This is a genomic window from Leifsonia sp. 71-9 (assembly GCF_001898805.1).
Taxonomy (GTDB): domain Bacteria; phylum Actinomycetota; class Actinomycetes; order Actinomycetales; family Microbacteriaceae; genus Leifsonia.
Genome location: NZ_MKVJ01000021.1, coordinates 411,361 through 425,387, shown reverse-complemented (window position 1 = coordinate 425,387; position 14,027 = coordinate 411,361). Strand labels below are relative to the sequence as shown.

Sequence of the window (14,027 nt, the reverse complement as noted above, 5' to 3'; positions counted from 1 at the left end):
CGCGTGTCCCCGCCGCTCCTACTTGTCCTTGGCCAGGGCCGCGTCGGCGGTCTTCGCGGCCTGCTCGAGCGCCGCCTTCGGCTCGCCGTCGCCCTGCAGCACCTGCGAGATCGACTTGCCGACGGCGACCGACAGGGCCGCGTATCCCTTGGTCGTCGGGCGCGTCTGCTTCACGTTCGCCGAGTTCGCGACGAACACCTCGTAGCCGGGGTACTCCGCCGCCTCCTTGGCGACCGCGTCGGACGACGCCTCCGACGAGCGCAGCGGGAGGTTGCCGATCGCGACGTTGAAGCGCTCGTCCTGCTCGGCCGAGGTCAGCCACTGGGCGAACTGGGTGGCCCAGTACGCGCGGTTCTTGTCGTGGTGGTCGAAGAGCGCCCAGATGTCGGGGCCGGAGACCGTCTGGTGGTCGCCGTTCGTGCCCGGGAGCGGGACGACGCCGTACTTGGTGCCGCCGGTCTTCAGGTCGGAGAGCTGCCACGGGCCGGAGGTGATCATCCCGATGCGGTCGTTCACGAACAGCTGGCCGAACTTGACGTCCGTCTGATCGAGGTAGACGCTCTTGTCGTCCACGGCCATCGACCGCAGGAACGAGAGGGCGTCGTCGCCGGCCTGCGAGGCGAACTCGGCCTTGGTGGAGTCGTCGTTGAGGATGGCGCCGCCGTTCTGCCAGAGGTGCGGCCAGTACTGCCAGGTCGTCTCCTCGCTGCCCGAGACGGAGTAGCCGTAGCCGTAGATGTGGTTGGCCTCGTCGGTCAGCTTCTTCGCCGCCGTGCGGAAGTCGTCCCACGTCCAGTCGGCCGTCGGGTACGCCAGGCCGGCCTTGTCGAAGAGGGTCTTGTTGTAGAGCAGGCCGATGTTGTCGACGACGGCGGGGAAGCCGATGACCTTCTTACCCGTCGGCTGCGCGGTGCCGCGGGCCGCCGCGGTGAACTCGTCCCACTTGACCTCCGGCTTCTTCACGTCGGCCGAGATGTCGAGCGTGCGGCCCGAGGCCTCCAGCTGCCCGGCCCACGAGCCGAAGGCGTACGACATGTCGGGGTACTGGTCGCCGGCGAACCCGGCCGAGAGCTTCTGCAGCAGCTGGTCGGTGGAGGAGGCTCCGGGAGAGATGTTGATCGACACGTTGGGGTGGGCCTGCTCGAACTCCTTCGCGAGCCCGTCGATCACCTTCTGCGCGGCGTCGGCCTGACCGGACCACACCTCGATCTGGACTTTGGCCTTCGTGTCGAGCGTGGTCGCGCCCTGCGAGCCGCTGCACCCGGCGAGTGCGACGACGCCCACCGTGGCGGCGAGGACGGCGGTGGCGCGGAGCGCCCTCCGGCGGAATGGGGTCAGCATCTTCGGATCTCCCTTGTGATTCTGCTGGTGTCGGATTCTGCCGCACCCGGCTGCGGGTCAGCCGGGCACGACGGAGCGGGCTGCGGGGTCAGCCCAGCACGATGGAGCGGGTCAGGTGGCGCGGGGCGTCCGGGTTGAGCCCGGCGCGCTCGGCGACGGCGACCGCGAGGCGCTGCGCCTGGGCGAGCTCGATCAGCGGGTCGGACGCGCTGACGCGCACGGTGGCGCCGGTGCGCTCGATGTCGGTGACGAGGCTCTGCTCGGAGGGTCCGATGATCCAGACCAGCGAGCGCTCGTCGGCGACGGCGAGGGGGCCGTGACGGTAGTCGAGCGCCGGGTAGGACTCGGCCCAGGCCTGCGCGGCCTCGCGGATCTTGAGCGCGGCCTCCTGAGCCAGGCCGTACGTCCAGCCGCTGCCGAGGTAGACGAAGTGGGTGCGGCCGTCGAGGTCGACGTCGAGCGGACGGCCGAGCACGGCGGCGGCCTCGTCCGGGAGGGCGCTGACGTCCTGGTTCACGGCGTGGCGGGCGAGGAGGAGGAAGGTGGTCGGGAAGCGGGTCTGCACGACCGACTCCTCGTCGGCGAAGTCGAGCAGGAGCACGTCGTCGGCGCGCTGGGCGACCGGCGAGTCGGCGACGCCGGTGACGGCGATGGTGCGCACGCCCGCCGGGATGACGTCGAGCGCGTCGAGGACCTCGGTGGTGGTGCCCGAGCGGCTGAGCAGGAGCACGGAGTCGTAGTCGCGCCAGGTCCACGGCTCGGACGCGTAGGCGGCGTCGGTGATGCCGAGGCCGGCGCCCTCGCGGAGGTAGGCGAACGACTCGGCGACGAACGCCGAGGTGCCGCAGCCGAGCACGAGCATGCTCTCGCCGGGGCGCGCGAGCAGCGCGGTCGCCAGGTCGGCGCGGGTGGTGAGCGCTTCGCGCCAGATGTCCGGCTGGCTGGCGATTTCGCTGGAGGTGAGTGTCACGAGGTGCTCCTGTGGGTCGGTGGCGGTGCTGCGCACTCCGTTGCGCGTTGGACTTATCATTGGCGGACATTGAGCGTTTGACAACGAAACTGTGCAGATCGCTCACTATGCCTGATCGTTTGTTACAGAGAGGTTTCGCATGCCCCAGAACGACCCGCCCGAGACCGGCCGCGCGCCGCTCGCCGAGCTGCGACTCGCCGACTGGGCGCCGCGCAGTCAGCTGCGCGCCCGGACGACCGTCGTGCCCCGACCCGCGCATCCCGTGATCGACATCCACAACCACCTCGGCCGCTGGCTGACCGACGGCGGATGGATGATCGACGACGTGCCGGCGCTGCTCGCGCTCATGGACGAGTGCGGCGTCGAGACGATCGTCAACCTCGACGGGCTCTGGGGCCCAGAGGTGACCGCCAACGTCGAGCGGTACGACCGCGCCCACGACGGGCGGTTCGTCACGTTCTGCCAGCTGGAGTGGGAGCTCCTCGCCGAGCCCGATGGGGTGGCGCGACTGATCGCGTCGCTCGACGACAGCGCGGCCCGCGGCGCCCGGGGCGTCAAGGTCTGGAAGAGCCTCGGCCTGACCGTGCGCGACGCCGACGGCGCGCTCATCCTCCCGGACGACCCGCGCGTGATCGAGGTGCTGGCGCACGCCGGCGAGCTGGGCCTCCCGGTGCTCATCCACACCGCCGACCCGATCGCCTTCTTCGAGCCGCTCGACCGGCACAACGAGCGGCTCGACGAGCTCGCCGGGGTGCCCGAGTGGTGGTTCGGCGACGCCTCCCTGCACCCCACGTTCGACCGCCTGCTGGCGGCGCACGCCGCGCTCGTGCTGGCGTGCCCCGGGACGACCTTCATCGGCGCGCACGCCGGCTGCGCGGCCGAGGACCTCGACCGCGTCGAGCGCCTCCTCGTCGCCGCGCCGAACTACACGATCGACACCGCCGGGCGCATGGCGGAGCTCGGCCGGCAGCCGCGGCGGTTCGCGCGGCTCGTCGCGGAGCATCCCGACCGCGTGCTCTTCGGCACCGACATCTACCCCGTGACGGCGGACCAGTACCGCCTGCACTACCGGTTCTTCGAGACCGCCGACGAGGGCTTCGGCTACGACCCCGACAGCGAGGTGCCCGGCCAGGGCCGCTGGGACGTCTCCGCCCTCGCGCTCGACCCCGGCCTCCTGGAGGCCGTGTACCGCGGCAACGCCCGCCGCGTCCTCGGGCTCTGACCCCCTCGCTCTAACGCCCGCGAGATTTGTGCTCACGGCGTCGCGCATTCGTGCCGAATCGCGGGAAAGCGCACCGCTTTCCCGCGATTCGGCACGAATGTCGCGCGCTAGGAGGCGGGGAGGCGGGCGTCGACGACGCGGCAGAAGCGCGCGACGAGGTCGGCCATGGCGGCACGCGCGTCGCGGGTGTATTTGCGCGGGTCGACGGCGTCGGGCTGGGCCGCCAGGGCCTCCCGCAGCGACGCGGTGAAGGCGATGTTGAGCGCGGTGCCCACGTTGACCTTGCGGATGCCGGCGGCGACCGCGTCCGCGATCACCGCGTCGGCGACGCCCGACGAGCCGTGGAGCACGAGCGGCACCGGGACGGCGGCGGCGAGCCGCGCGATCAGCTCGAGGTCGAGCTGGGCGGAGCGGTCGCGCATGGCGTGCGAGCTGCCGACCGCGACGGCCAGGCCGTCCACGCCGGTCGCGGCGACGAAGGCCGCGGCCTCGTCCGGATCGGTGCGGACCCCGGGCGCGTGCGCGCCGTCCTTGCCGCCGATCTCGCCGAGCTCGGCCTCCACCCACACGCCCGCGTCATGGGCGCGCGCGACGACCTCGCGGGTGGCGGCGACGTTGTCGGCGTAGTCGAGTCGGGAGGCGTCGAACATGATCGACCCCACCCCGAACTCCTCCGCGCGGTCGAGCACGCGCGCGACGAGGGCGCGGTCCTCGATGTGGTCGAGGTGGATGCCGAGGGGCGACCCGGAGGCCTCCGCGGCCTCCCGGCACGCGGCCAGCAGCGGCTCGGGAGCCCCGCGGAACGCGATGGCGTTCTCGCTGAGCTGCAGGAGCGCGGCCGAGCCGGCCTCCGCGGCCCCGGCCGCCACCGCCTCCACGTGATCGAGCGAGAGCACGTTGAACGCCGGGATCGCGCCGCGGCTCGCGACGGCCCCGGCGACGAGCTCCCGCGTCGGCGCGAGCGTCACCGGGCCGCCTCGAGCGTGCCACCGAGCGCGACCGGCAGCAGCGCCGCGTGGCGCGCGGTCAGTTCGTCGCAGAGCGCCCAGATCTGCTCCGGGGTGAGGGACGACGACGCGTTCGGGTCGGTCAGCACGGCGCGGCGCACGAGCTCGGGGTCGCCCGTGCGGGCGGCCTCGATCGCGAGCTCGGCGACCGACAGATAGGTGCGGTTGAGCGCGGCGCCCTGCACCGGGATGGAGCCGAACGGCAGCGGGTGCACACCGCTCGCGTCGACACGGCTGGGCACCTCGACGACCGCACCCTGCGGGAGGTTGTCGATCAGCCCGTCGTTGACCACGTTGGCGTGGATGATCCGCTCGGTGCCGGTGAGGATCGAGTGGATGACCTGGGGCGCGTACTCGGCGGCGCCCTCCTCCAGCTCCAGCGGCTCCCCTGCGGCGAGGGCGGCACGGGCGTGCTCGAACTCGGCGACGTTCTCCTCCGAGATGCCGATGTACTCGAGCGGGCGCAGACGGAACCGCTCGATCTGCTCGGGCGAGCGCAGGAACCAGTCCAGGTACTCGGACGAGTGCTCGCTGGTCTCGGTCGGGTAGAAGCCGATGCGGCTGAAGATCTCGACGCGCACGCGGCGGCGCAGCTCGGGATCGCGCGCGATCGCCTCCCGGAGGCGGGGGTAGAGGTCCTCGCCGTCGCGCGACCACTCGACGAGCCACGCCTGGTGGTTGACGCCCGCGGCGCGGTAGTGGGTCCCCTCCATCGGCACGCCGATCAGCGCGCAGAGGTCGTGGACCGTCCAGTAGACGCTGTGGCAGAGGCCGACGGTCTTGATGGAGGGGGCGACGACCGACATCCACCACACGTTCATCGCCATCGGGTTCGTGTAGTTGAGGAACCAGGCGTCGGGGCAGAGGTCGAGCATGTCGGCGGCGATGCCGGAGAGGACGGGGAAGGTGCGCAGAGCGCGGAACACGCCGCCGACACCGGTCGTGTCGCCGATCGTCTGCAGCAGGCCGGCCGCGGCGGGGACCTCCAGGTCGACCCGGGTGGCGTCGATGCCGCCGACCTGGATCATGTTGACCACGAAGTCCGCGCCCGTCAGGGCCTCCCGGCGGTCGAGCGTCGCCACGATCTCCGCGGTGCGGCCGAAGCGCGCGGCCACCTGCTCTGCGGTGCCCTGGGCGACGTGGAGGCGCTCGGCGTCGATGTCATGCAGCACGATGCGCAGCGGCGGCAGGTCGTCGAAACGGAACAGGTCGGCGAGGAGCTGGCGGGTGAAGACGACGCTCCCGGCTCCGAGGAAGACAATCTGAGGCATGCTGCGATCCTGCGATAGTGTGTCTACTCCGCGCAACAGATTGAGCGATTCGCAGGTAAAGTGATCATATCGAGTGATCGATTCGCTCCCACCGGAGCCGGATCGACTCTCCGCACCACCACTCCTCGAAAGGACGGGCCCATGGTCGCACCCGCCGCCGAATCGCTGATCGCCCGCGTCACCTCCGGCCGTCGCGCCCAGCGGATGGTCGCCATCCTCGATCTGATCTCCGAGCGCGGCACCATCAGCCTCGCCGAGCTCTCCGAGACGCTCGACATCTCCGCCGCCACCGCGCGCCGCGACCTCTCCGACCTCGCCGACCAGAACCTCATCCTGCGCACCCACGGCGGGGCATCCGCCCTGGAGCGCGGCCGCGAGATCCCCGTCGCCCTGCGCGACACCCGGTTCCAGGATGCGAAGCGCGCGATCGCGAAGGCGATGGTCAGGAGGCTGCCCGCCGAGCGCCACGTCGTCGCGCTGAGCGGCGGCACCACCACGGCCGGCGTCGCCCGGGCGCTCGCCAACCACCGCGACATCGCGGTCGTGACCAACTCCCTCAGCATCGCGGGCCTGCTCTCCGGCTATCCCGGGGTGCGCGTCGTGATGACCGGCGGCTTCCTCCGCCCGCAGTCGCTGGAGCTCGTGGGCGCCCTCGCCGAGAGCACGTTCAACGCGGTCAACGTCGGCACGGCCATCCTCGGCGCCGACGGCATCAGCGCGACCAGCGGCGTGACGACGCACGACGAGACCGAGGCGCGGACCAACCGCGCGATGGTCGCCAAGGCGCAGCGCACGGTCGTCGTGGCCGACGGCTCGAAGATCGGCGGGGTCGCACTGGCACAGATGGCCGAGATCGAGCAGGTCGAGATGCTGATCACCGACAGCTCGGCCGACCCCGACGAGCTCGAGCGGCTGCGCGCCGCTGGCGTGCAGGTCGTCCTCGCCGACGAGGAGTGACGCCACTGCTGCGTCGCGGGACATCGGCGGCGGCTCGCGCGGCCGCCGACGTCCCCGGGAGCAGCAGTCGCTCCGCGGTCGCGCTCAGGCGGTGGCGAGCCGCGTGTTGATCACGTCGGAGTACGAGTCGATGTAGGAGTGCACGCTCTCGTGGATGTGGAACTGCGTGTGCGCGAGCCGCGCCTCCCGCGAGTGGAGCAGCGCGCGGGCAGCGGCACGACGGGAGCGCACCCGGGCGAGCGAGATCGCCGCTCCGGTGAGCACTCCCGCCGCGGCGACTCCCGCAGCGATGCCGACGACGAGCGACCATGGCTCGGTGAGCGCCGCGGCCGCCGCCGCCCACAGGCCGGCGCCGATCGCGGCGAGCAGCACGACATCCACCACGATCGCCGTGCGCACGAGCGCGAACCGGCTGGTCGCGAGCAGTTCCGTCGCCTCGGCGATCTCGCGCTCCTGCTGTCGGCGGCGCTCCTTCGCCCAGTGCAGGTCGCGCTCGTGGCGACGGTTGAGCCGCTGGGCGGCGTCGTGGGCGCGGTCGTAGGCATGCGTGTGCACAGTGTGTCCTTCGGGTAGACGTGACTGCTGTCGGGTATCGGGTGTCGCCGGTGGTGCCGTAGAGCCGGTGGAGCCGGTGGAGCCGTGGTGCCGGTGAAGCGGGGGCGTGCGCGGGTCGGGTACCGCGCACGGTGGCGCTGGGCTCGGCCGGGTTTCGGGTCCGGTGTCGCTCGCGCCAGACCGAGCATAGCTAGACGGACAGGTCTGTGGGCTGTTTGGAGGACACGAATTTGTACCCCAAATCGGGCGACACGCGCGGGGGCGCATCATCCTCAGGGCTGACCCGTCCGCGGGAGGTTTCGTCCCTCAGGGCGACGCGCCCGCACCCCTCCGCACGATGGACTGTGAGCATGAAGACAGCCACCACCGCCGGCCAGGTCGCCCGCATCATCGCACTGGCCCTGCCGCTCGCCGCCCTCGCCGCCCTCACCGCGGCGAACAACGGCAGCCCCGTCGCCATCGTGGTCGCCATCACGGCGGCCGTGATCGCCCCGGTCGCCCTGCACCTGCTGATGCGGGTCGCCACGCGGCGGATCGGCTCGGCCTCCCTCCCGCGCGGGGTGTGGATCACCGTGACCTCCGCCCTGTGGTGCGGGATCGCCGGGGCGCTCGCGATGGGGCAGCACTTCCTGAGCGTCGACGCGGGATCCGGTGAGCTGCTCTTCCTGCAGCTCGCGGGCGCCGCGTGGCTCGGCGCGACCGTGGCCATCCTGCTGGCGCTGGTGTTCGCCGTGGCGATGACCGTGCGGCTGATCGCCGGCCCGCGCCCCGCGCTCCCCTAGCTCCCCGCGCTCCCCGCGCTCCCGAGGTTCACGACGGTCAGAGGCGGAGGATCGAGGGACGCGGGAGGCCGAGGTCCTCCAGCAGGTCGCCCAGCAGGCGGTCGAGCTCGAAGCCGGCCTGCGTGATCTTGTTGTTGCCGAACGCCTTCAGTGCCGAGCTCGGCTGGTCGAACGCCACGACGGTGCGCGAACCGCGGGCGTGCAGCTCGAGCCGCACCGGCGTGTAGAGCGTGGTGCCGGGATCGTGCCGGAACATCCGCGCGGCCGTCACGTAGTCGCCGAGCAGGTAGCCGGCGGCCGCCAGGTCGGCTCCGCCGACGCGCATCACCGGCGTGGGGTCGTACGTCCAGAACCGCACGAGCGCGCCGGGGCCAGACACCTCCCGGGTCAGCTGCGCCCAGGAGGCGCCCGACCGCAGCAGCGTGGCCAGCCTCCGCTCGTCGAGGGGCGGCACCTCGCGCTCCAGCGCGGCACGCAGTGCGACGAACGGCGTCTCCGCCTCGAGCTCGACGCGGTTCACGGTCACGGGGACGATGCGCTCGGTCGCGGGAGTGGTCACCCCTCCATCCTCGGCCATCGCCGAGACGGCGCAAAAGTGCACGGGAATCCGTCGAGACGGCGAAGGATTCGCCGCCTCGACGCGCGGGGACGCCTCAGGACCGCTTCACGTTCGCGGGTTCGGGGATCTCGCCGGGCCGGTACTTCGGCAGGCGCGACGCCGGGACGATCGCGAGGGCGGAGATGCCGGCCAGGATGAGCAGCCCGAGCTTGAGGGCGCTCAGCCGGGCGTCCTCGTTCACCGCGACCGCCGCATCCACCTGCGCCGGTGTCGCGTCGGTGCGGGAGAGCGCCTCGCGCAGGTCGTCGTTGCTGATGAAGTTGACGTTGTCGAGGTCGACCTGCGCGACGATCAAGGCCGGCAGCTCCGCGTGGTCGGCGACGGCTTGCCCGACGTTGAGGCCCAGGATGGTGACGAGCATCGCCCCGGCGAGCGCGGTCCCGACCGCGGAGGCGAGGTTCTGGGTCGTGCCGCGCACCGATCCGACGTCGCCCGCGAGCTTCTTGGGCGCCGAGGTCACGAGCACGTTGAAGACGAGGGTGACCAGGGCGCCCTGCCCGACGCCGAACACGATCAGGCCCAGGATGGTCGGCAGCGTCTCCCAGTTGTTGGTCACGACGAACGCGAGCCAGGCGAGGGCGGCGGTCGTGAGCAGGAATCCGAAGACGCCGATCGTGCGCGGGGTGAACCTCCCGTAGAAGCGGACGATGAGCGTCGCGACCACGAACACGGTCAGGTTGAACGGCATCATCGCGAGGGAGGTGTCGAGCGGCGTACGCCCCTGCACGATCTGGATGTAGAGCGGCACGGAGAAGTTGAGCGCGGCCTCCAGCGCCACGACGATGAACATCGCGTAGACCGCGGCCCGCTCGCGCGACGACCCGAGCACGGAGAGGCTCACGAGCGGCACGCGGCCGAGGCGGGTGCGCCTCCTGGTCCAGAAGAAGAAGGCCTGGCCCAGGATCAGCCCGACCACGATGAGAACGGGTGCCGGGGACAGGCCCAGGATGTCGAACGGTGCGCCCTCCCGCGCCACCAGCACGCCCCAGGCGTTGAGGTTGTTGAAGCCGAGCGTGAGCAGCACGATGGCGGCACCGATGAAGAGCGCCGCCACCACGTCGATCTTCACGCTACGGTCCGCGCCGTCGCTGCGCAGCCGGGCGCTGAAGATCAGCACCAGCACGGCGAGGATCAGCACGATGCCGAACACCGGCCGCCAGCCGACGAACGTGCCGAGCGCGCCGCCGATGAGGAAGGCGCTCACGCCCGAGAGCGCCCGGGCCGAGCCGAGCGAGCCGACCGCCGTGGCCTGCTGGGTGCCGTGGTAGTTCTCCGCGATCAGGGCGACGAGGGAGGGGACGATGATCGCCGCGGACGCGCCCGCGAGCGCCTGCGCCGCGATCGCCCAGCCGACCGTCGGCGACAGGATCATCATCAGCGCCGAGACCGCGAAGATGCCGACGACGATGCGGAAGATCAGCACCCAGCCGACCCGCTGGCCGAGCTTCGCGCCGACCATCACCAGCGCCGCGACCGACAGGCCGTAGGTCACGATCGCCGTGCTGACCGAGGTGGGCGGCACACCGAAGTCCTGCACCATCCCGCCCAGCGACACCGGCAGCGCGGCGACGTTGAACGACATCAGCACCTGCGCGAGGAACAGCCCGACCATCGGCGCCCAGGAGGCGCGGGCGACGGGCTGCTCGGTGGTGGTCGCGGTCATGGTGTGCTCCTGGCGTCGAGGGCGGTGGAGGTGCGGGAGGTCGAGCCGGGCCCGGAGGCACCGGGCTCGGGAGATGCGAACAGGTTGAGGCCGAGCGTGAGGGACAGGTACGCCGTCGCCCGCTCGCCGCGCACGCTGTTGCCCGCGGCGTCGAGGGGAGGCGCGAACGTGCCGATCGCCCCCTTGCCCGGCGCGATCGAGACGATGCCGCCCGAGACCCCGGACTTCGCCGGCAGCCCGATCTGGAACAGCCACTCCCCCGACCGCTCGTAGAGACCGTTCGCGGCCAGCACCGCGAGGGTGTCGCGGCTCACGTCGGCCGACACGACCCGATCGCCGGTGACCGGGTTCACACCGCCGTCGGCGAGGGTCGCGCCCATGACGGCGAGGTCATGAGCCGTGACCAGCAGCGAGCACTGGCGCGTGTACACGTCGACGATCTCGCCGGGATCGGCGTCCAGCCTCCCGTAGCTCTGCAGCAGACGGGCGATGGCCTGGTTGCGCGAGTTCGTCTGCGACTCCGACGCGTACACCCGCTCGTCGACCGCGAGCTCGCGCCCGGCGAACCGCGAGAGGCCGTCGTGCACCGCCCGCCACTTCTCGGCGGCGGTGCCGCCCGCCATCAGCGCCGTGGAGGCGATCGCCCCCGCGTTGACCATCGGGTTCATCGGGTGGCCGCCGTTCAGCTCCAGCGCGATCACCGAGTTGAACGGGAGGCCGGTGTTGTCCACGCCGACCAGCTCGCCGATCCGCTCGTGCCCGAACTCCTCGCACACCAGCGCGTAGACGAACGCTTTGGAGATGGACTGGATGGAGAACGGCACGGCCGCGTCCCCCACCTCGTGCAGTCCGCCGGACGTGTCGGCGACGCAGATCCCGAACCAGTCCGGATCCGCCTCGGCGAGCGCCGGGATGTAGTCGGCGACCGTGCCCTCGTCGGTGTCGCGGTAGCGGTCGTGGGCAGCCTGGACCAGCTGCTCCACCCGCTCCCATCCGGGCAGCGCGCCGGTCGCCGCCTCCTGATGGATCCCGTCGGTGTCGGTCTCGAACATCGTGAGCCTCCCGGCCCGACGCTAGTGACCCGCGCCGTCATCCACCAGACCCGGCAACAGCCGAGTGCCCAGAAAGTGGGGGCGGATGCGTCGAGTACGCGGACGATTCGCGCACTCGAGGGCGGGTTCAGGAGGCCGCGGCGGCTCAAGAGGCCGCGGCGGCTCAAGAGGCCGCGGCGGCTCAAGAGGCCGCGGCGGCTCAAGAGGCCGCGGCGGCTCAAGAGGCCGCGGCGGCTCAGGAGGCTGCGGCGGCCTTGGCCTCGAGCACGGCGCGCTCGGCGGCGTTCGCGCAGAGGGACGCGGCGCGGCGGTACTCGCCGGCGGCCTCCGCTCCGCGACCCATCCGCGCGAGCAGCTCGGCCCGCACGGCCGGCACGAGGTGGGAGCCGGGCAGCTCGCCGCGCCCGATCAGCTCGTCCACGACGGCGAGCCCGTCCGCGGGCCCGGTCGCCATCGCGACGGCGACCGCCCGGTTGAGGTCGACCACCGGCGACGGCGCCAGCCGGCCGAGCGCCTCGTAGAGCAGCACGATGCGGCCCCAGTCCGTCTCCGCCACGGACGGCGCGACCGCATGGCACTCGGCGATCGCCGCCTGCAGCCCGTAGGAGCCGAGCCCGCGCCCTGCCGCGGCCGCCGTCGCCAGCGCCGCCCGCCCGCGCCGGATGGCCGAGTGGTCCCAGCGGCGCCGGTCCTGATCCTCCAGCAGCACCGGCCGCCCCTCTGCGTCGAGCCGGGCCGGGAACCGCGCGGAGGTCAGCTCCAGCAGCGCGAGGAGGCCGTAGACCTCCGGCTCAGGAGCCAGCCGGGTCAGCACGCGCGCCAGCCGCAGCGCTTCGGCCGCGAGGTCGGTGCGCATCCACGAGTCGCCGCCGCTCGCCGACGACCCCTCGGTGAAGATCAGGTAGATCACGCTCAGCACCGAGCCGAGCCGCTCCCCGCGCTCCTGCGATTCCGGCACGGCGAACGGGATGTGCGCCGCCGCGATCGTCTTCTTCGCCCGCGTGATCCGCGCCTGCACGGTCGCGACCGGCACGAAGAACGCCTTCGCGATCTCGTCGGTCGTGAGGCCGCCCACGACCCGCAGGGTCAGCGCGACCCGCGCCTCCTTCGAGACCACCGGGTGACAGGCGGTGAACATGAGCGCGAGCACATCGTCGTCGATCGCGTCCGGGTCGAACAGCGCGTCGACGCCGGGCGCCTCCTCGTCCAGATCGCGGGCGAGGAGCGCGTACCGCTCATCCCGCCCCGACCGGCGCCGGAACGCATCGATCGCACGACGCCGCCCCACCGCCAGCAGCCAGTTGACCGGCTGCGCCGGAACGCCGCCGGTCTCCCAGCCGACGACGGCCTCGGCGAGCGCCTCCTGCGCCACATCCTCGGCGAGCGCGAAGTCGCCGGTGTAGCGCGCGAGCGCGCCGACGATGCGCGCGGACTCCATCCGCCACACCACCTCGACGGCGCGCCGCGCGTCAGTCACCGGCCACCTCCACCGCCGCGCACCGCCTCGCTCACCGGCCGCTCCCCCGATCCGCCCCGCTCAGAGCTGGCCGGTCGACTCGCGCCAGGCGCGCTCCTTGGCGACCCACTCGTTGTCCTGCGGGAACTCGTCGATCGTCGTCACCCGGCGGATCTCGGCCTTCGAACCGCTCATGTACGGCATCCGCTTCGCCCACTCCGCAGCCTCCTCGGCCGAGGCGACGTCGAGCACGTAGTAGCCGTTGAACAGCTCCTTCGTCTCGCCGTAGGGGCCGTCGGTGACGACCGGCTCGTCACCGGTGAAGTCGACCACGATCCCGGGCGCGGGGTCGAGGCCCTCGGCGGCGAGCAGCACGCCCGCACGGATGAGCTCGTCGTTGAACCGGCCCATCGCGTCCAGGATGTCCGCGAAGTCGAGGTTCGCGAAGTTCGCGAACGCCTCGTCGGTCGATCGCATGATCAGCATGTACTTGGCCATCGTGTGCTCCTTGTGTCGGGGAAGGCCTCTTCGCGCCTTCCACACCGAGGTCGAACGGCGGCCCCGCGGATCGACACGGTCGCGCCCCGATCCCGATCTTAGGGAGCGGGATGCGGGACGGCGTCCTGATCCGGGTCCGGGACGGTGGCGGGATCCGGCGCGGGATCGGCGTGCCGGAACGCGCAGATCCCGAACACCACGGCGCCCCAGCCGAGCGCGATCAGGAACAGCAGGAAGGCCGGCCCGATCGGGTCGCCGGCCGTGCTCGCCGCGGCCGTCAGCTGGCCGACGGGCCATAGCAGCGTCGCCGCGCAGCCGACGGCGGCGAGCGCGCCGAATCCCGCCGCACTCCCCCACCGGCCGCTGTCGCTGCGGACGAACGCAGCGCGGAAGGCGGCGACAGCGACGCACGCGAGCGCCAGCGCGAGCCCGCTCCAGAAGACCGTCGTCGCATCGTCGTCGTTGTCGGCGTGGGAGGTCGTCCAGTGCACCGGGATGCTCGTGGCGGGATGCGTCCATTCCTGCACCAGCACAACCGCCGCCACGACCGGCAGCAGGGTGAGCACGGCCGCGACCACGAACTGCGGGACGACACGGCCGGGAGCATTCACGATCCTGCCACCCTCGCACAGCG

The 14,027-nt window shown here is 72.1% G+C and carries 14 protein-coding genes; 3 read left to right on the top strand and 11 right to left on the bottom strand.

What is annotated here, in order from left to right; all coding sequences use genetic code 11:
- Window positions 1–18: 18 nt before the first annotated feature.
- Complete coding sequence (locus BGO91_RS18560; RefSeq protein WP_290474214.1) at window positions 19–1,341, bottom strand: ABC transporter substrate-binding protein; 1,323 nt, start codon at window positions 1,339–1,341, stop codon at window positions 19–21.
- Between the two features lie 88 nt (window positions 1,342–1,429).
- Window positions 1,430–2,311 carry an SIS domain-containing protein gene (locus BGO91_RS18555; protein ID WP_290474213.1) on the bottom strand — a complete coding sequence of 294 codons (882 nt, stop codon included), beginning with the start codon at window positions 2,309–2,311 and terminating at the stop codon, window positions 1,430–1,432.
- 139 nt (window positions 2,312–2,450) lie between these two features.
- On the opposite strand from BGO91_RS18555, the gene BGO91_RS18550 reads away from it, so the two are divergent.
- Window positions 2,451–3,533 (top strand): amidohydrolase family protein, encoded by a 1,083-nt coding sequence (locus BGO91_RS18550; protein WP_290474212.1) that lies wholly within the window; start codon window positions 2,451–2,453, stop codon window positions 3,531–3,533.
- A gap of 107 nt (window positions 3,534–3,640) precedes the next feature.
- Here BGO91_RS18550 and BGO91_RS18545 read toward each other — a convergent pair whose 3' ends face one another.
- Together BGO91_RS18545 and melA are read right to left on the bottom strand one after the other, a co-directional pair.
- Window positions 3,641–4,501 carry a class II fructose-bisphosphate aldolase gene (locus tag BGO91_RS18545; RefSeq protein ID WP_290474211.1) on the bottom strand — a complete coding sequence of 287 codons (861 nt, stop codon included), beginning with the start codon at window positions 4,499–4,501 and terminating at the stop codon, window positions 3,641–3,643.
- On the bottom strand, window positions 4,498–5,811 hold the full coding sequence (gene melA, locus BGO91_RS18540) for an alpha-galactosidase (RefSeq protein WP_290474210.1): 1,314 nt from the start codon (window positions 5,809–5,811) through the stop codon (window positions 4,498–4,500). Before melA ends, BGO91_RS18545 begins: the two co-directional genes overlap by 4 nt.
- 141 nt (window positions 5,812–5,952) lie before the next feature.
- Here melA and BGO91_RS18535 point away from each other — a divergent pair, with 141 nt between their 5' ends.
- Window positions 5,953–6,768: a DeoR/GlpR family DNA-binding transcription regulator gene (locus BGO91_RS18535; protein ID WP_290474209.1), complete on the top strand. Its 816-nt coding sequence runs from the start codon at window positions 5,953–5,955 to the stop codon at window positions 6,766–6,768.
- Window positions 6,769–6,852: 84 nt separating this feature from the next.
- Here BGO91_RS18535 and BGO91_RS18530 read toward each other — a convergent pair whose 3' ends face one another.
- Window positions 6,853–7,323, bottom strand: a complete 471-nt coding sequence (locus tag BGO91_RS18530; RefSeq protein ID WP_290474208.1) for a hypothetical protein — start codon at window positions 7,321–7,323, stop codon at window positions 6,853–6,855.
- A gap of 350 nt (window positions 7,324–7,673) precedes the next feature.
- Here BGO91_RS18530 and BGO91_RS18525 point away from each other — a divergent pair, with 350 nt between their 5' ends.
- Window positions 7,674–8,105: a hypothetical protein gene (locus tag BGO91_RS18525; protein ID WP_290474207.1), complete on the top strand. Its 432-nt coding sequence runs from the start codon at window positions 7,674–7,676 to the stop codon at window positions 8,103–8,105.
- Window positions 8,106–8,142: 37 nt separating this feature from the next.
- Here the strand turns inward: BGO91_RS18525 and BGO91_RS18520 are convergent, their stop codons facing one another.
- The 6 genes from BGO91_RS18520 to BGO91_RS18495 all read right to left on the bottom strand — a co-directional run.
- A complete protein-coding gene (locus BGO91_RS18520; RefSeq protein ID WP_179701159.1) occupies window positions 8,143–8,664 on the bottom strand; it encodes a hypothetical protein in 522 nt (173 codons plus the stop codon).
- Window positions 8,665–8,758: 94 nt separating this feature from the next.
- Window positions 8,759–10,387, bottom strand: coding sequence for an MFS transporter (locus tag BGO91_RS18515; protein WP_290474206.1), 1,629 nt, complete (start codon window positions 10,385–10,387; stop codon window positions 8,759–8,761).
- Window positions 10,384–11,439: a glutaminase A gene (glsA, locus tag BGO91_RS18510; protein ID WP_290474205.1), complete on the bottom strand. Its 1,056-nt coding sequence runs from the start codon at window positions 11,437–11,439 to the stop codon at window positions 10,384–10,386. Before glsA ends, BGO91_RS18515 begins: the two co-directional genes overlap by 4 nt.
- A gap of 235 nt (window positions 11,440–11,674) precedes the next feature.
- A complete protein-coding gene (locus BGO91_RS18505; protein WP_290474498.1) occupies window positions 11,675–12,877 on the bottom strand; it encodes a DUF6596 domain-containing protein in 1,203 nt (400 codons plus the stop codon).
- Between the two features lie 99 nt (window positions 12,878–12,976).
- A complete protein-coding gene (locus BGO91_RS18500; protein ID WP_179701158.1) occupies window positions 12,977–13,393 on the bottom strand; it encodes a YciI family protein in 417 nt (138 codons plus the stop codon).
- 98 nt (window positions 13,394–13,491) lie between these two features.
- Window positions 13,492–14,027: hypothetical protein (locus BGO91_RS18495; protein ID WP_290474204.1), on the bottom strand; the 536-nt coding region annotated here is incomplete at its 5' end.